The following is a 25,176-nucleotide window of genomic DNA, read 5'->3' as shown; positions in this document are numbered from 1 at the left end:
GATCCGCTGAATCTGCGAGAGACTTTTAATCGCTAGGATTTTGAATAGCCTCCAGCTTCAGCTGGAGGTATTGTAATAAAGAGAATCGGGCTTTAGCCGAACAATACGTGATTTTTGGCTAAAGCCTTTCTATTAAAACCTGTTTGAAACCTACAGCTGAAGCTGGAAGCTATTGAATTTATTTTAAAGCTAATTTTCCCCGCGGATTGAGCAGATCTGGCAGATTTTTTTTTAAATAGATCCGCTGAATCCTGCAAAAGCTGCGGGAGACTTTAATCGCAAAGTGAAAACAATGACTAATTTTTTCCCGCAGATTTAGCAGATCTGGCAGATTTTTTTTAAAATAGATCCGCTGAATCTGCGAGAGACTTTTAATCGCTAGGATTTTGAATAGCCTCCAGCTTCAGCTGGAGGTATTGTATTAAAGAGAATCGGGCTTTAGCCAAAAAAATACGTGATTTTTGGCTAAAGCCTTTTCATTAAAACCTATTTGAAACCTACAGCTGAAGCTGGAGGCTATTGAATTTATTTTAAAGATAATTTTTTCCCGCAGATTAGGCAGATTAGGCAGATTTTTTTTTTAAATAGATCCGCTGAATCTGCTAAATCTGCGAAAGACTTTTAATTGCTAGGATTTTGAATAGCCTCCAGCTTCAGCTGGAGGTATTGTATTAAAGAGAATCGGGCTTTAGCCGAACAATACGTACTTTTTGGCTAAAGCCTTTCTATTAAAACCTATTTGAACCTACAGCTGAAGCTGGAGGCTATTGAATTTATTTTAAAGCTAATTTTTTTCCCGCAGATTTAGCAGATCTGGCAGATTTTTTTTTAAAATAGATCCGCTGAATCTGCTAAATCTGCGAGAGATTTTTAATCATAAAGATTTTGAATTACCTCTGCTTTAGCTGTAGGTATGGATTTATTTTAAAGCTTTTTGCTGATTTTCTCTACTTCTTTTGAACTAGTATTCAAAATAGACGCTATTTCCTCAATAGTCATTTTCTTCTTTAATAAATTAATTATAGTGGTTTCTTTAAATTTATCCGTTTTTTGCTTTTCTTTTTTAAGTTCCTGTTCCTGCTTTTTTTTAATTTCGACAATTCGTTGCTCTATTAGATAAGGAGGAACATATTTTAGGCTTTTTTCTAATTGCGCCATCAATCCGGTATTTAGAAAACTCATGTACTTTTCGGTCGTAATAATAAGGTGGTCTGTAAGTTTTATATCCAGAATTCTGCCCACTTGTATCAATCGGTCTGTGGCATCTTTATCTTCTTCAGACGGAGTCAGACTGCCACTCGGATGATTATGAAGTGCTATTACACTTGTTGCGCCTTTAAGCACCGCAACCCTGAATACATTCATGGGTTCTACTTGTGTCGATTTCACACTCCCCATACTCACTAATTCTATATACAGGATGATGTTTGCCATGTTTAGCCCTATCATCCAGAAATGTTCTTTTTCGCGATCTATTTTATTATCGCGCAAAAGAATGCGTCGCATAATTTCGTATAAATCATCAGGATTGGTTACACTAATTTTATCTTTATCGGTTATCTTGACATTCATTTTTATTCCAATTTTTTAGAGGTAGCAAGATACACAAACCTAATCAATTTATTTAGTCGATTTTCGACTTGCCGGGACAGATTTTATTACAGTTTCACTTCATAACTCATTTTAATAATTGAACGCGGGATGTAATATTTCCCGCAGATTTAGCAGATCGGGCAGATTTTCTCTTAAAATAAATCCGCTTAATCTGCTAAATCTGCAAGGGAATTAAACCTTCAATCAATAATAAAAAAAGCCGACTCTTATAATTGAGACGGCTTACTTTAATTATCTTATTCTAAAACCAGTCCAATCTGGCCGTCGTCGTCTAATTCGGTTTCCACTGAATCATCCTCTTCTAATTCCGGTTTTTCAGGAACTTCTTCAACGGGTTCTTCATACGGCAATGGATCCAGTAAATTGACTTGTTTTAACTTATCGGCTGTCAGTTGATTTCCCAGTGCTTTAAAGCCTTTTACAGCTATAAAGTCTTCCACATCTATATGTAAATCTTCTTTCTGGACTCCTTTTACTTTGGCGAAAATTAATTGTGCCACCGGACGGTAATCTGTCGATACGATTTCTAATTGCGAATTCGGATGTTCTGTAATAAAGCTCTCTTCTTTTTCGGTTTCCACCAGAAAACGTTTCAGGTAATAGCGCTCTTTTTCACCATCAAAATAAATGGCCGAGATTGGTTTCTTCGGATTGAATTTCTCCAGAACAATCATATCTTCATCAAAATGAGTTGATAATTCCGGAATAATAACCTTCAGTTTTCCACTTTGGTTGATAATCAGAATTTTGTCACTTGGCTTAAATTCACCCAGTAATTCCCCTCTTGCATCTACATTTAAACGTTTTACCGTATCATCAAACCAAACTTTTCTTGGCAGCAATGTCGAAATTCCTTTTTCCTTCAGTTCGATTTTCTTGATCGGATATTTAGTCACTAAATTTCCTTTCGAAGCGCGTCCTTTAATTGCTAATTTGGCAAAGTCAATATCGAATTTCAATTTTTTGATCGTTCCTACCTGACGTAATAAAATCGTGATTACTTCTGCTTCCCCATTCGGATTATGCGAAAAATAAACCACTTGCGAGCCTGCCGTTTCATTCGTTAAATCATACGGTTTATCGCGTGTTACACCCGAAACATTGAAACGTTTGATGTAGGAAGGACCGGACTTACCGTCACGGTACATCATGTTGTAAATGGTACGTTTATCGCTTTTGTCAAAAATGGCAACATGTATAATATCTTTTCCTACAAATGTTTTGGCATCGACTTTTGTCACCAGCATTTTTCCGTCACGCAAAAACACAATCACATCATCAATATCAGAACAATCGGTGAGGTATTCGTCTTTTTTCAGGCTGGTTCCAACAAAACCTTCCTCGCGGTTTACGTATAGTTTTGTGTTACGCAGCACTACTTTTGTAGCTTCAACATTATCAAAAACACGAAGCTCGGTCTGGCGTTCGCGGCCTTTTCCGTATTTCTCTTTTAATTTGGTAAAATAAGCAATCGCAAAATCAGTCAAATGCTCTAAGTTATGCTCGACTTCCTTCATTTCGTCTTCTAACTTCGCGATAAAATCATCGGCTTTGTCAGAGTCAAAACGGGTAATACGAATCATCGGAATCTGGGTCAGTCTTTGTAAATCCTCATCTGTAATTTCTCTGACGAATGATTTTTTGAAAGGCTCAAATCGATCATACAAGTATTTGTAAAGCGATTCCCTGTCTGAATACAGTTTGAAATCAATATACATTTCTTCACGAATGAAGATTTTCTCTAAAGTAGAGAAATGCCATTTGTTTTTTAATTCTTCTAACTGGATTTCTAATTCCTGACGAAGCAAATCAACCGTTCTGTGTGTCGAAATTTTCAACATTTCAGAAACTCCGATAAACAAAGGCTTATTGTCTTCAATCACACAGCCTAAAGGCGCAACAGAAGTTTCGCAGGCGGTAAAAGCAAACAAGGCGTCGATTGTTTTGTCCGGAGAAACACCCGGAAAAAGATGGATTAAGATCTCAACATCTGCTGCTGTATTGTCTTCGATTTTCTTGATTTTGATTTTACCTTTATCGTTGGCTTTCAAAATACTGTCAATCAAAGTCGTCGTATTGGTCGAAAACGGAATCTGCGTAATGACCAGTGTATTTTTGTCTAATTGGGCAATTTTAGCACGCACACGCACACGTCCGCCACGAAGTCCATCATTGTAATTGGACACATCGGCAATACCCTGTGTCATGAAATCAGGATATAACGTAAAAGCTTTTCCTTTTAGAATCTTGATCGAAGCATCGATTAACTCATTGAAGTTGTGCGGTAAAACTTTAGTCGAAAGTCCCACTGCAATTCCCTCAGCTCCCTGTGCCAGAAGCAACGGAAACTTAACCGGAAGATTGTTCGGTTCTGCACGACGACCATCGTACGAAACACCCCAATCGGTAATTTTTGGAGAATACAAAACCTCTAGGGCAAATTTAGATAAACGTGCCTCGATGTAACGCGAAGCAGCTGCCCCGTCACCCGTTAAGATATTACCCCAGTTCCCCTGGCAGTCAATCAATAAATCTTTCTGGCCAATCTGCACCATCGCATCCCCAATACTCGCATCTCCGTGTGGGTGATACTGCATGGTATGCCCTACAACGTTGGCCACTTTATTATAACGACCATCGTCTAATTCTTTCAAAGAGTGCATAATACGACGCTGAACGGGTTTAAAACCGTCTTCAATAGCCGGAACTGCACGTTCTAAGATTACATAGGAAGCATAATCCAGAAACCAGTCTTTGTACATGCCCGTTACTTTTGTAATAACGTCTTCTCCTTCTTCTTCCTGGTTCTCATAAAAATGCTGTCCTTCAAAATTTTTAGCATCTACGTTAATAATTTCATCGTCGTCTCCGTCCTGATTTTCATCAAGTTGATTCTCCTCTGAATTATTTTCGTCGTCGTTTGGAATTATGTTATCGTCTTCTTCGTCTTTCATTTATTGTGAAATCACTAATTATTTTATATATTCTATTCCTAATGTTTTAACAAATTTTTCCTCTTCTTCAATAATTTTTTCCAGTCTTAATTGCAAAACTTTTTCATCATCCAAATCATCGTATGCATCTCGCATTTCATCTGTAATAAATAATTCTTCATACTTTCCTCTATATTCACTTTTCAATAGAAAGGACAAATCTTTATTTTTATTAATTAAAGAATTCAATTCATTATCTATTTCACCAATAAAAACTACATTTTCGGTTACTTTTTGACTTTTAAACAGTTTATATTCTGCTACTCGCTTAACATTATTAAAACTTATTGAGATTCCATCTAAAATCTTATTCTTATTAACTGAATAATTTACCATAAACAAAGCTAGAGATATTTTCCTAACACCTCCAAAGTCAATGATTCGTGGAAATTTTTCAGTTTTTAAAGCACTCAACTCTTTATCAATATACAATGGATTATTATCATTATTAAGTGCAAATTGTCTAAATTTTTCAAAAGTGGTCTTCCTCTTAGCAGGATTATAAATAGTAAAATAATTTGAATATGCTGTTTTCCAAAACCATCTTTTTAATTCAATTAAATCTTTTTGTTGTGGATAACCATTTATATTAAAAAACTCAACTAAAAAAATATAATGAAGGTTAGCTGGCAAATACTTTAAATCTATAACATAGAAATGTTCTTTCAAAAATTGAACAACCCTTTCTGTGTTTGCAAGAGTTTTACTTACTATTTCTTCAAAATTATTTTTTTCACTTAATGTAATTACATTAGTCTTGGCATTATCTAAATATAACACACCAAATGAACTTTGAACACATCTATATATTAATTCTCTAAAAGCTTCTCGTTTTTTCTTTTTGTCATAAAAATTAAAAAATTCAATCTTGTCTAATGCATCATTAATCAATATCCCTAGACGAAAATCATTTGTTGCAGTCTGAGCAGAGAGCTTTTCAACTTCACTCATTTTTGCTCCTTGAGAATTAACCCTATCAAATATCTCAATAGCACCTGATATATCTCCTCCTATTAAATCAATAGAAGGTATCAAATAGTCACTAATTTTCCTTGCTGTTAGCTCATAATTTTTTAAATATCTTTCTATTGTCAAATTATCTAAATTTTGCTCGAACAACTTTCTTTGAAAGTTGAAAAATTCTTTACTATCTGCTAGCTTATAAACTGGAATTTTATTTATATCAATAGTTTCTAAATTTCTTTTTGTGTTTGACTCAAATTGATTGTTTTCTAAGTTATAAACAATATTAAAATTTCTATACCATTCTTCATCATCTCTTTCTAAATTCGTTTTTTCAGGATTCATTAAACATCCTATTATAGTCGAAAGTCTTTGAAAACCATCTAAAATGTAAAAAAAACTTTGATCTTTTTCATTCATCAAATACGAGCCTATAATCTTATCCTCAAGAACTGATTCTTCTATATCATTAATGTTATATGGTCTCCAAAACAAAATCGACCCAATAGGGTATCCATTTTTTATACTATCAAAAAGTTTAATTCTTTGATCTATTCTCCATTTGTAGCTTCTTTGAAAAATTGGCACTCTAATTAAACCATGTTCAAAATCTTCTAAATAATGAAAAAGTCTTCGAACACGTGTATTTATCTGTAAATCATTCATAACAAATATTTTATTTCATTAACAATGTGTTCAAATTCATTTCTTTCAATACCATCATTTTTGGATTTTACAAATGGCTGATATTTTATTACTTGTTCAAAATCATCTTTTGTAACGAGATTAAATTCTGTTGAGAAAGTAGATTTAAATGTTTGCTGATCATTAGCTCCTTTTCTTAATATTTTCCAATCTTCATCTTTAATATTATTAATTTCAAAAAAATCAGCTTCTTCTTTTCTTTTATCTTTCCAAACTTTGTCTGATTTATTTTTATTATTAAATCCCTTCTCTATATCAAAAAAATCTCTCTGTCTATCAGCCGTATCTTTAATTTTTTTTAAATAACAATTAAAGTAACTGTCATTTTTATTTCTTAGGTTTTTCTCAGGCATATAATTCTCCTTTTCTCTCTTTAAAAGAACATGATAATTTACTCCATTACGTTCAAGAAATTCTATTTTTTTTAATACCGTATTGTTAATCATATTTAAATGTGTCTTATCGCTATCCAATATGACGAAATATCTAAGATATTTATATTTTTCTTTAATAAAAACTTCATTTTCAAACTCATCTTTTATTTCTCCTTCTATTACTTGCTCGACAGAAGACCCAGCAAACATTTCATATTTCCATCTTTTATTTTTATGAGCGTTTTCAATTTCACCGTTGTCAAAATTCTTTATTATTGCATTTATAAATGGTGGTTCATATTGTTTATTCTCTACTAATATAACCAAGGATTGATTTAAAAATAAAAATGCCTCTTGTAATGAAAAGTTTTCATCTGGATTATTATTAGAAATTACTATACTCTTTTTTTTATTAGAAGAATTTATTCCTTTTTGTATTAATTTTAAATTAGCCCCCTTTAGTTGCTTTTTCCAAGTTGATTCATTAAAAGCTAAAAAATCATTTGCATCATTTAAAACTAACTGATGTTTTCCTAAAGTAAAAAAAGGTAAAAAATTATCTAATTCTAAATCATTATTTGAATTAGAAAAAATATCATGACAGATTTTAAACTAACATTTTCTATTCTCTTTTTTTGAGCTTGTTTTAACTTTACTAACTCATCATAACTTTCATTAAAAATATTGTCAGGCCAATCATCAATTTCACCATCTTCATTAATTACAATTTCTTTTACTGAACTGCAAAAATTATCTTCTTCATAATTAACATAATAAATTCTAACATCTTCTCTAGTTAAATTTACTTCAGGGTCAGCAATCATTCTTTGAATTCTTAAAATAAAATTTTCAGAATGAGTTTCAATAAAATAATTTTTATTATTGTTATATATATATGATTCAACAAATCTTTGTGCTAGACTCCCATGTGCTGCTGGATGCAAATGAGTTTCTGGTTCCTCAATCGTAATTAATACTGGTTCATCATCTTGCATGTATGAGCGAACAATAAGAGGTAAAACCTGATTTATTCCTTGACCTGTATATACTATATTAATATCTTTTAATTTTTCATTTGAAAGTACTACTTGATATTGTGTACCAGATGGTGTAGCAAAATCTTTTACATCTAGCATCCAATTTTCAAAATTTTCTTTATACCATTCACTAATATTGTTCAACAATTCTCTTTTATCTTCCTTATCCTGGATTAATATTGAATAAGCATTTTCCCCTTTTAATCCAATGTTTTCAAAATCCTTTGAATCATATGAATAATTAACTTTTGGAACCTCTCTGAAAGCACCTATATAATCAATATTTAAATTTAGATTTTTCATAGGAAAACCTATCTTTGTTATTCCCTTAAAAAGATCTGTTTCTTCTTTTTTTTGTATTAATTTGTCATTTTCAAAATATTCCCAATCATATATTTCAGGCTTCTCTTTTGGTTTATCAGATAATTTAATCTTAATTTTTATCTCTTTTGAAGAATTTTCATCAATTTTAGTAGATAAATCCAATTCTAAAAAATCTGTAAACTTTATTTCTCGATTATAAACCAAATCTCTATATTCTGTACCCAAACTAACTCCTAAATAATCAAGTTGTAATGCTTCATCAAATTCTGCGCTCAAACTTCCCGCAATTAATGTAGGTAACTTCAAGACAGCACTTTTTCCGCTATTATTTTTTCCAATTAAAATTGTAATTGGTCTTAATTCTAATGTTTGCTCTTCTTTAAAAAGCTTATAATTCTTAAACGATATTTTATTTATCATTTTGATTGTTTTTATGATTATAAATTTAAATAGATTACACTTGTTGTTCTTAAAGTAATCTAAATAAATTAAAATTTGAATTACGAAATCAGTGATTACGAAATCAAAATTTCAATAACCGAGTCACTGACTCTGATTTTTATATTTCAAAAACCCCAGTCAGTGACTGCGGTTTTCATATTTTCATTTTCTTTCTAAACTTCCGCTTCAACCGCATCCAGTTCCACTTTCAGATTCTTAATAATAAAATCCTGCCTGTCCGGCGTATTTTTCCCCATATAAAAGGATAGTAATTGCTCGATAGAAGTATTTTTATCCATCATAATCGGGTCAAGGCGAATCGTTTCTCCAATGAAGTTCTTGAACTCATCCGGTGAGATCTCTCCCAAACCTTTAAATCGGGTGATTTCCGGTTTTGGTTTTAGTTTTTCGATTGCGTCTCTTCGTTCTTCATCGGAATAACAATAGATCGTTTCTTTTTTATTACGAACCCTGAAAAGCGGTGTCTGTAAAATATACAGATGTCCTTCTTTGATTAATTCCGGGAAAAACTGCAGGAAAAATGTAATCAGGAGCAAACGAATGTGCATACCATCGACATCGGCATCGGTGGCGATTACGATATTGTTGTAGCGTAATTTTTCCAGTCCGTCTTCGATGTCCAAGGCGGCTTGCAGTAGATTGAATTCTTCATTTTCGTACACAATTTTTTTGGTCATTCCGTACGAGTTCAAAGGCTTACCACGTAAACTGAAAACGGCTTGAGTATTCACATCACGCGATTTGGTAATCGATCCGGAAGCCGAATCTCCCTCGGTGATAAAAAGCGTGCTTTCTAAATTTCTCGGATTTTTGGTATCCGGAAGATGCGCGCGGCAATCTCTTAATTTTTTATTGTGAAGATTGGCTTTCTTGGCACGATCTGTCGCCAGTTTTCTAATTCCTGATAATTCTTTACGTTCTCTTTCAGCCTGCAAAATTTTGCGCAATAAAGCTTCTGCTGTCGGAGGGTTTTTGTGTAAATAATTATCTAATTTATTCTTCACGAAATCATTTACAAAAGTACGAACGGACACTGCCGGTGTTCCGTCATCGGATCCCATATCGGTTGAACCCAATTTGGTTTTGGTCTGTGATTCAAAAACCGGTTCCATCACCTTAATACTGATTGCACTCACAATCGATTTTCGAACATCAGAGGCTTCGAAATTCTTATTGTAAAACTCCCGAATGGTTTTTACGATGGCTTCCCTGTAAGCCGCTAAGTGCGTTCCTCCCTGCGTGGTGTTCTGACCGTTGACAAAAGAGTGGTATTCCTCACTGTACTGTGTTTTACTGTGTGTTAAAGCGATTTCGATATCATGATCTTTCAGGTGAATGATCGGGTATTCAAGATCTTCTGCGCTGATGGTTTCTTCCAATAAGTCTCTAAGACCGTTTTCGGAAATGTATTTTTCGCCATTGAATATAATGGTCAGACCATTATTCAGGTAACAATAGTTCTTCACCATCTTAATCACATATTCCATACGGAATTTGTAATTTTTAAAGATTGTTTCATCCGGCGTAAAAGTCACTTTTGTCCCTTTTCGCTTCGTAGTATCAATTATATCCTCTTCTAAAACTAAATTTCCCGCAGAAAATTCGGCTCCTTTTTGTTTATCATCACGAACTGATTCTACCCGAAAATAATTCGATAAGGCATTCACCGCTTTTGTTCCGACACCATTTAAACCTACCGATTTCTGGAAAGCTTTGGAATCGTACTTTCCTCCTGTATTCATTTTCGAAACTACATCGACTACTTTCCCCAACGGGATTCCACGTCCGTAATCGCGAACCGAAACCGTTTTATCCTTGATAGTCACCTCAATAGTTTTTCCGGAGCCCATAACGAACTCATCGATACAGTTGTCTAAAACCTCTTTTAAAAGAATATAAATACCATCATCCGGCGAAGATCCATCTCCCAATTTCCCGATATACATTCCGGGACGCATACGGATATGTTCTTTCCAATCGAGTGATCGAATATTATCTTCGGTATATTGATTTTGCTCTAGCATAAATGAATTGGATTTTTGGCTAATGTACCATTTCTGCGTAAAAAATAAAAGCGTATTTTCTTTTTGTTATAAATAATAACAGCTTTGAATTCTATTTAAATTGATTTTAAAAAAATAGAAGCTTTAAAAGCATAAGAAATCAATTTTAAAACAAAAAAACACTACCTGATTCCGAGAACTTGTTTTGCCAAATCAATCATTTCGGGCGTTCCCGTATTTTTATTTTTTTCGTCTGAAAGTTTCACGACTCCCTGCCAGTGCACATTGTCAGGTTTGGTTTCGGTTAATTTGATGACCATATTCATTGGCGGCAGGCCCACATCATTGGTAAAATTGGTACCGATTCCAAAAGACATCCTGATTTTATCTTTACAAAAATCGGATATGATTTTTACTTTATCGAAATTGAGTGAATCCGAAAAAACGATGCTTTTTGATTTGGGATCGATTCCCATTTTGTTGTAATGTGCAATCACTTTTTTAGCAAATTCTACCGGATCACCGCTGTCGTGCCGAACGCCATCAAAAAGTTTGGAGTATTTTTTATCAAATTGGTTGAAAAATATATCAGTGGTATAAGTATCTGTCAGTGCAATTCCGAGATCTCCACCGTAGACTTGCGTCCAGTGTTCCAGACTCATAAAATTGGCCATTTTGAAACCGTATTGCGCGGCATGAAACATAAACCATTCGTGCGCATGGTTGCCCAGCGGACGTTTATTGTTGACCATGGCAAAATGTACATTACTGGTTCCGATGAAACTTTGGTTACCGAAAGCATTTAAAGTTTCATTGATTAAAACATGTACATTATAAGAATGGCGGCGCCTGGTGCCAAATTCCAAAACAGGGACACCGAGTTTATTGTAGTTGTCGATTTTGTCTTTTGTATGACTTTTAATGGCTTCATCATTTAAACGAATCAAATGATTTGCTTTGTAAAAAAGTTCCGAAATTAAGGCCATCAAAGGCACTTCCCATAAAATGGTGCGGTACCAGAAACCTTCAATAGTCACTTTTATTTCTGATCCTTCCTGTGTTATTTCAACTTCGGACGGATCATAAGCGTAACCTTGCAGAAAATCCAGATAAGTAGGATCAAGATAAGGGCAATGATGTGAGAGGTAACGTTTTTCTTCTTTTGTCAATCGCAAATCTGCCATGGCATCAACTGATTTTCGAAGTAATTCAGCAAAGCCCGGCGGAAAAACATGTTTTCCGCGATTGATAAAACCATAACGTACTTTTGCTTTTGGGAAAAGCCGGATCACGGCATGCTGCATCGTAAATTTATAGAAATCATTATCTAAAATTGATTTCAGAAATGTCGTTTCCATACTATTCATTTTTCAAATCGCTCCCCGCTAAGGTACGCCAATTCAGTAAAAGAAGAAAATTGAGACTCTGTTAATTACTTCATGATCACTTTAAAAGAAACAATACTGCTTTCACCAAGGTAAAAAGTAATAAACTGTCCTATATTTTTATCAAACGTGACCTGAAATTCCAGGCTGCCCTTTCTTTCTTTTGCATTATCAATTCTGACAGGCTGGTTCTTTTTGTTCAGATAAAAAAACTGGTCTGTTTTCGAAATGTTTTTTATCCTGAAAGTAACATTTTCGCCATTTTTGACTTCAATAAGACCGGAATTCGGTTCCATGATTTTATGATCTCCTTCGATTGTAATGTTATAAATCAGCGGACCGTTCAGAAAATCATCCTTACTTAATTTTTGTCCCAGATAAGTTCCGGAATCGGGAAAATGTTTCTGAAAAAAGTAATCAGGATCAGTGTCGAAATAAATGGGTGCAAAGTCATTTACCATTCTTCTTTTACTGCTGTCATAATATCCCTGTCCCCAGGTGACATCTACGAGTATCCATTTTTTGCCAATCAGAACGATATTCCAGGCATGATTGGAAGAGGTATCTTTTCGGCCAATATCATCTAATCTGGTTTTCGAATCTCCCTTTATTATTTCACATTTTAATCCGGTTAATCCGGCCAAATGCTGATACAAAGCTGTAAATCCTTCACAAACTGCTTTTTGGGCAGTAAATGCCTTCTGAACCAGTTTATCGTTCAGCTGCTGTATCTTTCTTTGTTTTTCGGCCTCTGTGGAATAACTGAATCCCTGCGTTCGCGGAGGATTTAAAAACGATGCATAATCGTATTTTACATTAAAAGCAATCCAGCTGTAAATAGCACGTGCTTTATCCTCTTCCGAAGTAAAATCCTTCTGAATCCTTTTTGCTAAATCTTCCGTAGAGTTGAAACGTTTTGGGTATTTTAAAACTATTTTATCAACGTCATTATACTTTTGCGGGTAAGCGGAATGCAGAAAAATAAAACTCAGGAAAAGAAACAGGAAAGTAATCTTTTTTATCGTCATCGGTTAAAAACTAGACTTAATAATATCTTTTAATTCTTTATCTAACTCGGTATTTGAGATTTTATTCTCCTCTAAATCAAAATTAGCATTAAATGCCGGCAGCGAAAAAGTTCCCTTTATTTGCGCACCATATCTTGGCAAGGCATTATTGGCGGTTTCTAAAACTGATGCACCGCCTCTTGCTCCGGGCGAAGTAGCCAGTAATAACATTGGTTTTTGCTGAAAAACGTCTTTTATAATTCTGGAACTCCAGTCAAAAATATTTTTGAAAGCAGTTGAATAGCTGGCATTATTTTCGGCTAATGAAATTACCAGAATATCAGCTCCTTCAATTTTTTTCAGAAATGCTTTTGCGATTTCGTGCTGACCGATTTCTTTTTCCAGATCAACACTGAATAAAGGCATTGCGTAATCGTTTAAATCCAAAACTTCAACTTCTGCATTTTCAAATAAACCAGCAGCATAAGTCGCTAATTTTTTGTTGATAGAATGTCTGCTGTTACTTCCTCCAAAGGCTATAATTTTCATATTTTTTCTTTTTTTACCGGTTCTTTTTTGCCCGATTCGTCAAGCTCAAAAATTTCTTTTTTGATTTCTACAGAGTATTCATTCGGATAAATTTTACCTCCGTATGATTTTGCATATACCTTTGTAAATTCTGCTCCAAAATACAGAATAATTGCCGAATAATACACCCAAACCAGAATAATTATTACAGAGCCTGCAGCACCATACACAGAGGCAACTGTCGAGCTTCCCAAATAAAAGCCTATTGCAAATTTACCAATCATAAAAAGAACTGCCGTAACGGTTGAACCTATAAAGGCGTCTTTCCATCGTATTTTTCCATCGGGTAATGTTCTGAAAATAATGGTAAAGAGAAGTGTGATACTTCCCAGTACAATAAAAATATTGACTACATAAAATAAATAAACCGTGCTTTCGGGAAAGTACATTTTTAGTCGTGTGCTTACCAAATCGAGCGTTGTATTTACAAAAAGACTCACCAGCATTAAAAAACCAACTGATGCAATCATCGAAAAAGACATCAGACGATTCTGAATGAATTTTTTAACACCTTTATCCGGTTTTGCGCGAAGTCCCCAAATAAAATTGATGGAACTCTGTATTTCCGCAAAAACCCCGGAGGCACCGATTAACAGCATCACAATTCCAAATGTGGTGGCGAAGACGTTGTTTCCTGATAACTGTACATTTTTTATCGCTTCCTGAATCTGAATTGCGGCACCGTTCCCTACCATGCCGTTAATTTGTCCGTACAATTGTCCCGTTACGGCATCTTCACCAAAGAAAAAACCGCAGATAGTGATAATGATAATCAATAAGGGCGGCAAGGCAAATATGGTGTAATAGGACAACGCAGCACTAAGTTTAATCGCATTATCATCATTAAATTCTAAGAAGGCGTTCTTGATAAGAAACCAGGATTTGGACAATAAATTTTTAACTTTCACGATAGTTCTTATTTTTAGATAGTGTCTCAAATTTAAGCAATAATTAAAAAATCTGAATTCTTGCTTTTTTTGGAAATTTTACATTTTTACCATGTTATGTCCTTAAGAAAAGACTGTCACCTGAGCGTAGTCGAAGGCTTGCCAACCTTTGAAGGGCTTCGACTACGCTCACCCGGACAATCGGACACTTATAGTTCTTGATAAAAAGCTGTCACCCTGAGCTGACTCGAAGGCTCGAAAAACTAAAAAGGGCTTCGACTCCGCTCAGCCGGACAATGGGACACTTATAGTTCTTTATAAAAAGTTGTCACCCTGAGCGTAGTCGAAGGCTTGCCAACCTTTGAATGGCTTCGACTCCGCTCAGCCGGACAATCGGAACTCTCGGCCTGACAGTTGTGCATAAAAAAACTGCTGAATCTCTCCAGCAGCCCTATCTATTCTCTTTACTCTATATTCTATATTCTATATTCTAAAAAAAACTAAACGTTAAAACGGAAATGCATTACATCACCATCTTTTACAACATATTCTTTTCCTTCTACTTTGAATTTTCCTGCTTCTTTTGCTTTTGCTTCTGAACCGTATTGAACGTAATCTTCGTATGAAATTACCTCCGCACGGATAAAACCTTTCTCGAAATCAGTATGGATCACTCCGGCAGCCTGTGGTGCTGTAGCTCCAATATTGATGGTCCAGGCACGAACTTCTTTTACACCAGCGGTAAAGTACGTTTGTTGTTTTAATAATTTATAAGCGGCACGAATTAAAACGGATGCTCCCGGCTCTGTTAATCCCATGTCTTCAAGAAAAACCTGACGCTCTTCGTAGCTTTCTAATTCGGTAATATCAGCCTCTGCTCCTACTGAAAGGATGATTACTTCAGCATCTTCATCTTTTACCAGTTCACGAACCTGATCTACATATTTGTTTCCGTTTACGGCTGAATTTTCATCCACATTACAAACATATAATACCGGTTTTGCAGTAATCAGCTGAAAAGATTCCATTAAAACTTCCTCATCATTCCCCTGAGGCACAACAGTACGAGCCGATTTAGCCTGTAATAAAGACTCTCTGATCCTGTCTAAAAGTCCTTTTTCAGTTTGTGCTTCTTTATTTCCGGTTTTGGCGGCACGGTTTACTTTCTCCAAACGTTTTTCAACAGTTTCCAGATCTTTCAACTGAAGTTCAATATCAATTGTTTCCTTGTCACGAATCGGATTTACATTTCCGTCAACGTGAACGATATTATCATTATCAAAACAACGCAACACGTGAATAATAGCATTACACTCTCTAATGTTTCCTAAAAATTGGTTTCCAAGACCTTCGCCTTTACTGGCACCTTTTACCAAACCTGCGATATCTACAATATCAACAGTTGCCATTTGTACACGCTCTGGTTTTACCAATTCTTCTAATTTGTTGATTCGCGGATCCGGAACGTTTACCACACCAATATTAGGTTCGATAGTACAAAACGGAAAGTTTGCACTTTGCGCTTTTGCATTAGACAAACAATTAAATAATGTTGATTTTCCAACATTTGGCAATCCTACAATTCCTGCTTTCATCTGTAGATAAATTTGTTTTTTTAGTTGACTTTGACCGCCTCAGCTACCAATTTTATTGAGCTATAGCACAATTGCTTAGTGCTGATTTAATCGTATTATCCTTATTTTTTGTTATCCTTTAAATTTTGTCAAAATGCTACATTTTAACGCTAAAATTTTGCAAATATAAGATTTAATAGCTCGTAACTGTACAAAAAATGACGATATATGTTTTTTTACGATAATTCTTAAAAAAAATTAAACTTTTTATTAATCTTTTGTTAAATAAACCTACTTTTATCTCAATATTTAACAAACCAATAATAAGATTAACCAAAAAAGATTAACTATGAAAAAAATTGCATTACTATTATTTCTCTTTAACACCGTCATCATTTTTGCACAACAGCAAGTATCAGGTGTAGTAAAAGACAATACAGGTACCCCTCTGCCTGGAGTGAACATTGTCGAAAAAGGAACTACCAACGGTGTATCCACCGATATTGACGGATCATATAAAATAACAGTAAAAGAAGGCGCATCCCTAATTTTCACTTATGTAGGCTACAACAGCGTTACCAGGCTGGCTAACGCCTCTCAAATTGATGTTGCTTTATCTGAAGAAGGCGGACAAAATCTTGACGAAGTCGTTGTGACAGGGTCCAGAACAGCCGCAAGAAGTAATACGACAACCGCATTGCCAATTGACGTTTTATCCTCCAAGGATTTAACTTCCACCGGGCAAGCCACATTTGACAAGGCGCTGCAATACAAAATCCCCTCTTTTAATACAGTACAAACTCCTGTAAATGATGCTACCTCATTACTGGATCCGTATGAAATCAGAAACATGGGACCAAGCAGAACTTTAATCCTTATTAATGGTAAGCGTAAAAACTTAAGTTCTTTGCTTTATGTGCAGACTTCTCCGGGACGTGGTGAAACCGGTGCAGATATTTCTGCCATCCCGACAGACGCGATCGAAAGAGTAGAGATTCTTCGTGACGGAGCTTCTGCCCAATACGGTTCTGATGCGATTGCCGGGGTAATGAATATTATTTTGAAAAAAAATGCAACTGACGGATCAGTAACCGTAAGAAGTGGGATTACTTCTGAAGGAGACGGAGAAATGCTGGGGGTAAGTTTAAACCAGGGAACAACAGTTGGTGAAAAAGGCTTTCTGAATTATACAATAGATTTTTCTAAAGTAAATTTAGCCAACAGACCCGGAAATGTTGATGCAGCCGGTGAAGCCGCAGATTTTGGTGCTACACTTGCAAATGTTCAGTCATTTCTTGCCAGACATCCTGATGCCAAAAACATTAATGGTTCCCCGGAAACAGCTGCTGCAAAATTCTTAATTAATGGAGGAAACGACATCAGTGATAATACAAAATTGTATTATAATGCTGCTTACGTTTACAAAAAAGTAAAATCATTTGCCAATTTCAGAACTCCGTATTGGAGACCACTATCCGATGATCCTTATCTTAATGATTTCTTCGGAAACGGTGATGATGCCAATCCTTCCTACGATGGATACGGGCCTACTTTTGAAGGAGATTTAACGGATTATAACGGAACACTTGGTTTCAAAAACGTGAAAAACGGATGGAATACAGACGCAAGTGTAACTGTTGGAGGTAACAAACAAGTTTATTCCGTAAATAATTCAGTAAACAGATCTACTGATATTACTACTACCAGCATCGATCCCGTTACCGGACTTCCTGTAGAAACACCTGTATACAGAGAAAACAGCCCTATTTCGTTTAAACCAGGCGGAACATCATTTAATCATGTGGTTGGAAACATCGATGTTTCTAAGATTGTATCAGATCAGATCAGTATTGGTTTTGGAACTGAATTCAGATCTGAATATTTTACTGTTATGGAAGGAGATAAAGCTTCATGGGAAGGAACCGGCGCTGACTCTTTTGCAGGAAACAGACCTGAAAATTCCGGAAAATGGAACAGATATAATGTAGGTGTTTATTTAGACGTTGCTTTTGATATCACAAAAGACTTTTTAATAAACGGAACGGTTCGTCACGAAGAATATAGCGATTTTGGTGGAGCAACGGTTTGGAAAGCAAGTACAAGATATAAATTTCTTGATGACAAAATTACTTTAAGAGGATCTGTATCAACTGGTTTCCGAGCTCCGACTTTACACCAGATTTATACTCAAAAATCACAATATTCATTTGTAGCCGGACAAGGGATACAAATTAGCGGAATTATAAATAACGTTTCTCCTCAGGCACGTCAATTGGGAATTCCTTCTTTAGATCCTGAAAAATCAACTAACGTTACTGTTGGTATTGGTGCCAAACCTTTTAGAAACTTTAATATAACTGTTGATTATTACAACATTAAAGTAGAAGACAGAATCGTTTTGGGAGACAGACAAGATACAGATTTCGGAAATGTAGCCTGGTTCTCTAACTCATTTGATTCCAGAACTTCTGGTTTAGATATTGTAGCAGGTTATAATAATATCGGAATTGGTGAGGGTAAATTAGGATTCAATGTGTCCGGAAATATTACTTTGGAAAATGAAAGAATTTCTCCTGTAACTAACAATAGTTTTGGAGACATATTAGAGGCTTTGACTTTCACTTCAAGACCTGACACAAAATGGATTTTAGGAATAAATTACGAAATTGGTAAATTTGGTTTTTCTCTTAATAACACTTATTTTGGAAAAACACAATTTGCTCAGGACGGACTTCAGAATTTGGAGAAAACTTATCTTGACTATAATCCCGCAAATTATGATGCAAATGGAGCACCAATTACCGGTTCTATAGCAGAAGGAAGAGGTAATATTGACGGTCATCCTGATTTAAGAACTGAATTTATCCCAAAAATTGTTACAGACTTAGGTATTAATTTTAGTGCTACCGAAAGATTAACGATTGCAGCAAACATAAATAATTTATTTAACGTTATGCCGGAATGGAAGTTTGTAAAAGGTTCTGAAACAGGTAATAATATTTTGAATGGCAGCGAAGCCGTAACAAATTCACCTTCAAACTTAATTACTTTTAACCAACGTTATTCAAGAATGACGTATGATGGATTCCATTTCAGCCAGTTAGGAACTATGTTTAACTTATCATTAAACTATAAATTCTAAGCTCAGCTTGGTTCAAATAATTGGAAAGGGTTGTCTTAGGACAGCCCTTTTTTTATAATTTTATACTTAAAAATTAATTGTTATGGCAAATTTATACGACGGCAAAATGGCCGCGATTTACGATGCGATGTACCAGACTTTTGTCAATTATGACGAAGAGTATGCTTTTTATAATAACCTCCTTCAGGAAAATAACTGTTCGTCTATTTTAGAAATAGGCAGCGGTACCGGAAACCTGGCCAAACGATTCGACGAAAACAAACAAAATTATCAGGGTCTTGATTACAGCGAAAGTATGATCGAAATCGCTAAGGAACGAAACAAAAATTGTTCTTTTATACAAGGTGATATGCGCGATTTCAAACTTGAAAATCCGGTGGATGCTATTTTAATTACAGGAAGATCTACCAGCTATCTCATCACCAACAGCGATATCAACAGAACTTTTGATGCACTTTACAAAAATACCCGGGATAATGGTATTATAATTTTTGATTTTATCGACGCGAATCGCTTTATTCCTTTCATCACGGAAAACGTACTGATCACACACGAGGCAGTGTACGAAAATGTGAATTACAAGAGAGATAGCCATTGGGACGTAAATAATTCCCTGGAAAATTTTATGTTGGACTGGAGTGCCGAATATTACACTGTTGTCAATGGCAAAAAAGAAATTATTGAAAATGATTTTTCAACCGTGCGCGTTTTCACTCTTAATGAAATAGAACTTTTCCTGTACCTCAATAATTTTGAAATACTAAAAACGATCGACAGAAAAACCTATGCCTACGATACCTATGTTATTGTAGCAAAGAAAAAACCATAAAAAAAACCTGACTTGCAAGTCAGGTTTTTTTACATCTTAAATTCTAAGGAATCTATTAATATCTTTTCTTCATCAGTAGGCGTAAATCCCGAAATATTCCAGTAATTGGTCAGGACTTTATTCTTTTTATTAAAAAGTGTCTTGTCTTTAAAAACATCACTTTGACTGTATGTAAATTTCTGTTTATTGAAATTGGTCGTGATAAAATTATTGCGAACCTGAATATTTTTGACCTGATCTTTCAAAACGAGATCATACGCGATTTCTTCATTCGAACTCAGGACGTAATAATCGGGACCATCGAGCCTGTAATTTACTTTTACTGTTGACCGGGTCACATTCTTGGAGCCAACAGCAGCTTTATCTACTGTTGCGGCTAAGGTTCCCGGAGTGACGATAATGGAATACTCCAATATTATCTTTTTTAAAGGATCATAAATAATTTCAAAATTATCAACCGCAATTTTAGATTTATCCAAAGGTGTAATATTCATCACATAATAATCTTTATTTGTCGGATGCCCTTTGGTTATAAAATCGTATTCTTTTTTAGCTTTGGAATTTAAAATCGGATCAAAATAGCTCAGATTAGAATAATTTTCCATGATATCATTCAGGTTATATCCTTTTAAATCAGCGCTGATATCGGTTTCGAGCAAACCATAAGAACGGTTTTGTTCTACCAATAAAGTGGTGGAAACTTTTTTCTGGCTCACGCCAAACTGAAAATTCACAAGTCCGTCGTTGTAGTAAGAATATTTATTGTTCAGCATAAAAAATTCCCTTACATACACTTTTAAACGATGTGGCATCGCTAGTTTTGTGCGTGAATTCAGGACAATTTTCCGGAGGATTTTCTGGGGAGATTCCTTAGACAGCACAATTTCATCGAGCTTATTGTCTTTACTTTTTAAATAAACCGTAAATTCATTTTCTTTTAAACTTGCCCAGCGAATGGTTAAATTCTCATAATTGGTTTCAGAAACCTGAACATTCGAGCCTCCGGTTAAGATAAAGGTCACTTTACCATCTTCATTGCTTAATAAAATTTGTTTGGTTTTCATAATTACAATAGTTGCATTCTCAATAGGAAGCTGTGTTTCTATATCCTTTACAACAATAGAATATTCTGTACTCTGAGCAAAGATACCTTCACTGAGAAATACAACAAACAAAATTATTAGTCCCTTCATAGGCTGGTTATATTATCAAACAATTGTTAAAAAATCAATCAAATTAACAAAAATAAAACATTAAATCCCAATTTAATAAGAAATACTTACAGATTGAGGCATAAAAAAACCTGAGTTAAACTACTCAGGTTCTTTTATTTATCGATTATATCAGCTATTATTCGTTATGCAGAAACGCCTGACGCTCCAGCAACGTTTCTTCATCTTCCACGTGATTATCATCCGGCACACAACAATCTACAGGACATACGGCAGCACATTGAGGCTCATCATGGAAACCTTTACATTCCGTACATTTTCCCGGAACGATATAATATACTTCATCAGAAATTGGAGTTTGCGCATCATCTGCATCCACTTCAGTTCCGTCCGGTAAGATTATTTTTCCTGAAAGGGCTGTTCCATCTTTATATCTCCAGTCATCAGCTCCTTCATAAATTGCTGTATTTGGGCATTCCGGTTCACAAGCTCCGCAGTTAATACATTCGTCGGTTATAATTATTGCCATCTTTTATATTATTTTATGCTTTAAGTTTTAGGCTTTAAGCTATTTCTAAAATATTATTTTTCAAAAATTAAAGCTTATTGCATAAAGCTTACCGCTTAACGCTAAAAAAACTTATTTTTGTGCAAAATTACAATCAAAACTATTCATAAACAAACATTATGACATTAGAAACAAAAAAAAGTGTTTTTGTTGAATTAGGGAAATTCTTAAACCAATTTTCTGAAAACAATACAACTAAAAAATCGGATGTTTTACACAACGATTTATTTTTTGATGATTTCGAAAAGCTGATTCATTTATCGCAATCTCATAATGGATGGTATACTCCTGAACAGGTATATTTTGCACTTCAGTCCTGGGCAGACGCTTTAACCGAAGAAAACATCACGAAATGGCTCTCCGGCTACTCCCTTGAGCCGGATCAGAATAAAGAACACACGAAAAATGTGGCGCTGATTCTGGCCGGAAATATTCCTTTGGTTGGTTTTCATGATTTTTTATCCGTATTAATAACCGGAAATAACGCAATCGTAAAAACATCGTCAAATGATCAGCATTTGCTGCCTTTTTTAGCCAGATACATCATTGCCGTTAATCCTGAATTTTCGAATAAAATCACTTTTGCAGAAGGAAAATTAGAAAATTTCGATACCGTAATCGCTACCGGAAGTAATAATACAGCACGTTATTTTGAATATTATTTCAAAGACAAGCCTTCGATTATCCGTAAAAACAGAAATTCGGTTGCCGTTTTAGACGGAAATGAAACCAAAGAACAACTGGAAAATTTAGGAGAAGATATTTTCAGGTATTTCGGATTGGGCTGTCGCAATGTCTCGAAACTTTTTGTTCCTAAAGGTTATAAATTTGATGCTTTTTTTGAAGCTATTTTCAAATATCAGGACGTTATTCACTACGAAAAATACGCTAACAATTACGACTATAATAAAGCGGTATTTCTAATGAGCAATTTCAAATTACTCGACAATGGCTTTCTGACTCTTAAAGAGGACTCCAGTTACGCCTCTCCTATTTCGAGTGTTTTCTATGAATTTTACGAAAATCGCGAAGAGCTCGAAAAACGCCTTGCAGCTGATGCTGAACAAATTCAGTGTATGGTCAGCAGCGATTCCGGCAAAAACATTATTCCCTTCGGACAGACCCAAAATCCGCAATTGTGGGATTATGCAGATAACGTAGATACTATAACGTTTTTGTTAACAACAAAGTAAAAAATTGTTTAATTATTTCGAATAATTTATCGCTTTTTCAGCTCCTATTGCCGAAATTTGCGTTTCTAAAATTTTCGTCTATTAACTATATCATGAAAAAACACAACTACAGCGCAGGACCAAGTATTTTACCACAGGAAGTTTTTGAGAAAGCATCAAAAGCCATTTTAAATTTCAATGATTCAGGACTTTCTATCCTTGAAATTTCGCACAGAAGCAAAGATTTTGTTGCTGTAATGGATGAAGCCCGATCGCTTGCTTTAGAATTATTAGGACTTGAAGGGAAAGGATACCAGGCTTTATTTTTACAAGGTGGTGCCAGTACTGCATTCTTAATGGCTCCATACAACCTGATGAAAGAAAACGGAAAAGCCGCTTACTTAGATTCAGGAACCTGGGCAACAGCTGCCATCAAAGAAGCTAAAAACTTTGGAGAAACTGTTGTCGTAGCTACTTCAAAAGAAGAAAATTACAATCATATTCCAAAAGGATACGAAATACCGGCTGATGCAGATTATTTTCACTGTACCAGTAACAATACTATTTTCGGAACTCAGATGAAAGAATTCCCAACAACTACTATTCCCGTTGTTTGCGATATGAGTTCTGATATTTTTTCACGTAATTTAGATTTCTCCCAATTCGATTTAATCTATGCCGGAGCCCAAAAAAATATGGGACCTGCAGGAACGACTTTAGTTGTTGTAAAAGAAGAAATCCTGGAGAAAAGCGGAAGAACTATTCCAAGCATGTTGGACTATGCCAAACACATCAAAGCAGAAAGTATGTACAATACGCCTCCTGTTTTTGCAGTTTACGTTTCTTTATTAACCATGCAATGGATTAAAAGTAATGGTGGTGTTGCAGCAATCGAAAAATTAAATGATGCGAAGGCGGATTTAATTTACGCTGAAATCGACAGAAACCCATTATTCAAAGGCGCTGCTGCAGTAGAAGACCGTTCTAAAATGAACGTTACTTTCTTACTGAACAATCCGGATCACGCTGCAACTTTTGATGCACTCTGGAAAGAAGCCAATATCTCAGGATTGCCGGGACACCGTTCTGTTGGCGGTTACAGAGCTTCTATCTACAATGCCATGCCGATCGAAAGTGTTCAGGTATTAGTGGATGTGATGAAAGCTTTGGAGTCTAAAGTTTAGTTTGCAGTTTTCAGTCTCAGTTTTCAGTTCTAAACTAACCGAAAACCGAGACTGAGACCGGGACTGAAAACTGAGACTGAGACCGAAACTAACCTCCTCATCAAAAAGAAAAAATTATAACACAAGTTAATTCCCTAAATCGTAACGATTAACCAATTAACCAAATAAACAAATAAATACATAATGAAAGTATTAGCCAATGACGGAATTTCAAAAAGTGGAATTCTAGCTTTAGAAAAAGGTGGGTTTGAAGTTATAACAACAAAAGTGGCACAGGAACAAGTGGCTAATTTTGTAAACGAAAACAATGTAAGCGTAGTTTTAGTGCGTAGTGCGACTAAAGTTCGTAAAGATATTATTGATGCCTGCCCGGGGCTTAAAATCATTGGCCGTGGTGGTGTTGGTATGGATAATATCGATGTTGATTATGCAAAAAGCAAAGGAATTCACGTAATTAATACACCGGCTTCCTCATCAGAATCTGTTGCTGAGCTGGTATTTGGACACTTATTTTCAGGTGTTCGATTTTTACATGATTCGAACAGAAATATGCCTCTTGAAGGAGATTCAAACTTTGACGGTTTGAAAAAAGCCTATGCAAACGGTATTGAATTAAGAGGAAAAACGCTTGGAATTGTGGGTATCGGACGTATTGGTCAGGCTACGGCAAAAATGGCACTTGGTTTAGGTATGAAGGTAATCGCTGCGGATAGTTACATTCCTACAGTCGATATAAAAGTGGAGTTTTTTGACGGTCAGTCTATTACAACAACAATCGTTTCGCAATCATTAGAATCTTTATTTAAGGAAGCTGATTTCATTACATTACACGTTCCTGCTCAGAATGGTTATATCATTGGAGAGAAGGAATTTGAAATCATGAAAGACGGTGTCGGAATCGTAAATTGTGCCCGTGGCGGCGTAATTGACGAAGTGGCACTGGTAAAAGCGTTAGATTCAGGAAAGGTGGCATTTGCAGGACTGGATGTTTTTGAAAGTGAACCAAAACCGGAAATGACAATCTTAATGCACCCTAAAATTTCATTGACACCACATATCGGAGCTGCAACAGGTGAAGCACAAGACAGAATTGGTACTGAGTTAGCTTCACAAATCATTACTTTGCTGAGCTAATTAACTGTAATCAAATATCTTAAGAGGGATTTATTAACATTGTTTAATAAATCCCTTTT

The 25,176-nt window shown here is 35.1% G+C and carries 18 protein-coding genes; 5 read left to right on the top strand and 13 right to left on the bottom strand.

What is annotated here, in order from left to right:
* Positions 1–924 precede the first annotated feature (924 nt).
* From D0817_RS04090 to ychF, 11 genes are all read right to left on the bottom strand, one after another.
* Entirely contained in the window at positions 925–1,572 is a 648-nt protein-coding gene (locus D0817_RS04090; protein ID WP_127337130.1) for a JAB domain-containing protein, read from the bottom strand.
* Between the two features lie 278 nt (positions 1,573–1,850).
* Positions 1,851–4,568 carry a DNA gyrase/topoisomerase IV subunit A gene (locus D0817_RS04085; protein ID WP_127337129.1) on the bottom strand — a complete coding sequence of 906 codons (2,718 nt, stop codon included), beginning with the start codon at positions 4,566–4,568 and terminating at the stop codon, positions 1,851–1,853.
* Between the two features lie 18 nt (positions 4,569–4,586).
* Complete coding sequence (locus D0817_RS04080) at positions 4,587–6,236, bottom strand: DUF262 domain-containing protein (RefSeq protein ID WP_127337128.1); 1,650 nt, start codon at positions 6,234–6,236, stop codon at positions 4,587–4,589.
* Positions 6,233–6,976, bottom strand: a complete 744-nt coding sequence (locus D0817_RS04075) for a hypothetical protein (RefSeq protein ID WP_127337127.1) — start codon at positions 6,974–6,976, stop codon at positions 6,233–6,235. The genes D0817_RS04080 and D0817_RS04075 overlap by 4 nt, the downstream gene beginning before the upstream one ends.
* 239 nt (positions 6,977–7,215) lie before the next feature.
* Positions 7,216–8,430 carry an AAA family ATPase gene (locus D0817_RS04070; protein ID WP_127337126.1) on the bottom strand — a complete coding sequence of 405 codons (1,215 nt, stop codon included), beginning with the start codon at positions 8,428–8,430 and terminating at the stop codon, positions 7,216–7,218.
* A gap of 194 nt (positions 8,431–8,624) precedes the next feature.
* Positions 8,625–10,496, bottom strand: a complete 1,872-nt coding sequence (locus D0817_RS04065) for a DNA topoisomerase IV subunit B (RefSeq protein WP_127337125.1) — start codon at positions 10,494–10,496, stop codon at positions 8,625–8,627.
* Between the two features lie 161 nt (positions 10,497–10,657).
* Positions 10,658–11,833: a nicotinate phosphoribosyltransferase gene (gene pncB / locus D0817_RS04060; RefSeq protein WP_127337124.1), complete on the bottom strand. Its 1,176-nt coding sequence runs from the start codon at positions 11,831–11,833 to the stop codon at positions 10,658–10,660.
* A gap of 74 nt (positions 11,834–11,907) precedes the next feature.
* Positions 11,908–12,888 carry a transglutaminase domain-containing protein gene (locus tag D0817_RS04055; RefSeq protein WP_127337123.1) on the bottom strand — a complete coding sequence of 327 codons (981 nt, stop codon included), beginning with the start codon at positions 12,886–12,888 and terminating at the stop codon, positions 11,908–11,910.
* A gap of 3 nt (positions 12,889–12,891) precedes the next feature.
* A complete protein-coding gene (locus tag D0817_RS04050) occupies positions 12,892–13,416 on the bottom strand; it encodes an NADPH-dependent FMN reductase (RefSeq protein WP_127337122.1) in 525 nt (174 codons plus the stop codon).
* A complete protein-coding gene (locus D0817_RS04045) occupies positions 13,413–14,363 on the bottom strand; it encodes a YihY/virulence factor BrkB family protein (protein WP_127337121.1) in 951 nt (316 codons plus the stop codon). Before D0817_RS04045 ends, D0817_RS04050 begins: the two co-directional genes overlap by 4 nt.
* Before the next feature lie 479 nt (positions 14,364–14,842).
* Positions 14,843–15,937, bottom strand: a complete 1,095-nt coding sequence (ychF, locus tag D0817_RS04040; protein WP_127337120.1) for a redox-regulated ATPase YchF — start codon at positions 15,935–15,937, stop codon at positions 14,843–14,845.
* Positions 15,938–16,265: 328 nt separating this feature from the next.
* Here ychF and D0817_RS04035 point away from each other — a divergent pair, with 328 nt between their 5' ends.
* Together D0817_RS04035 and D0817_RS04030 are read left to right on the top strand one after the other, a co-directional pair.
* Positions 16,266–19,058, top strand: a complete 2,793-nt coding sequence (locus D0817_RS04035) for a TonB-dependent receptor (protein WP_127337119.1) — start codon at positions 16,266–16,268, stop codon at positions 19,056–19,058.
* A gap of 82 nt (positions 19,059–19,140) precedes the next feature.
* Entirely contained in the window at positions 19,141–19,887 is a 747-nt protein-coding gene (locus D0817_RS04030) for a class I SAM-dependent DNA methyltransferase (RefSeq protein ID WP_127337118.1), read from the top strand.
* A 29-nt stretch (positions 19,888–19,916) separates the two neighbouring features.
* On the opposite strand, the gene D0817_RS04025 is transcribed toward D0817_RS04030, so the two are convergent.
* Together D0817_RS04025 and D0817_RS04020 are read right to left on the bottom strand one after the other, a co-directional pair.
* A complete protein-coding gene (locus tag D0817_RS04025) occupies positions 19,917–21,080 on the bottom strand; it encodes a hypothetical protein (protein WP_127337117.1) in 1,164 nt (387 codons plus the stop codon).
* A 157-nt stretch (positions 21,081–21,237) separates the two neighbouring features.
* Positions 21,238–21,588: a 4Fe-4S dicluster domain-containing protein gene (locus tag D0817_RS04020; RefSeq protein ID WP_127337116.1), complete on the bottom strand. Its 351-nt coding sequence runs from the start codon at positions 21,586–21,588 to the stop codon at positions 21,238–21,240.
* A gap of 158 nt (positions 21,589–21,746) precedes the next feature.
* Between D0817_RS04020 and D0817_RS04015 the strand changes: the two genes are divergently transcribed.
* The 3 genes from D0817_RS04015 to D0817_RS04005 all read left to right on the top strand — a co-directional run bounded on the left by D0817_RS04015 (position 21,747) and on the right by D0817_RS04005 (position 25,117).
* Positions 21,747–22,820 (top strand): acyl-CoA reductase, encoded by a 1,074-nt coding sequence (locus D0817_RS04015; RefSeq protein ID WP_127337115.1) that lies wholly within the window; start codon positions 21,747–21,749, stop codon positions 22,818–22,820.
* A 92-nt stretch (positions 22,821–22,912) separates the two neighbouring features.
* Positions 22,913–23,983, top strand: a complete 1,071-nt coding sequence (gene serC, locus D0817_RS04010) for a 3-phosphoserine/phosphohydroxythreonine transaminase (RefSeq protein WP_127337114.1) — start codon at positions 22,913–22,915, stop codon at positions 23,981–23,983.
* A 183-nt stretch (positions 23,984–24,166) separates the two neighbouring features.
* Complete coding sequence (locus tag D0817_RS04005; RefSeq protein WP_127337113.1) at positions 24,167–25,117, top strand: D-2-hydroxyacid dehydrogenase; 951 nt, start codon at positions 24,167–24,169, stop codon at positions 25,115–25,117.
* The last annotated feature ends 59 nt before the right edge of the window (positions 25,118–25,176 follow it).

This window comes from Flavobacterium cupreum (assembly GCF_003996965.1).
Classification (GTDB): Bacteria; Bacteroidota; Bacteroidia; order Flavobacteriales; family Flavobacteriaceae; genus Flavobacterium; species Flavobacterium cupreum.
The sequence above is the reverse complement of the archived record's forward strand: the minus strand, read 5'-3'. Positions and strand labels throughout refer to the sequence as shown.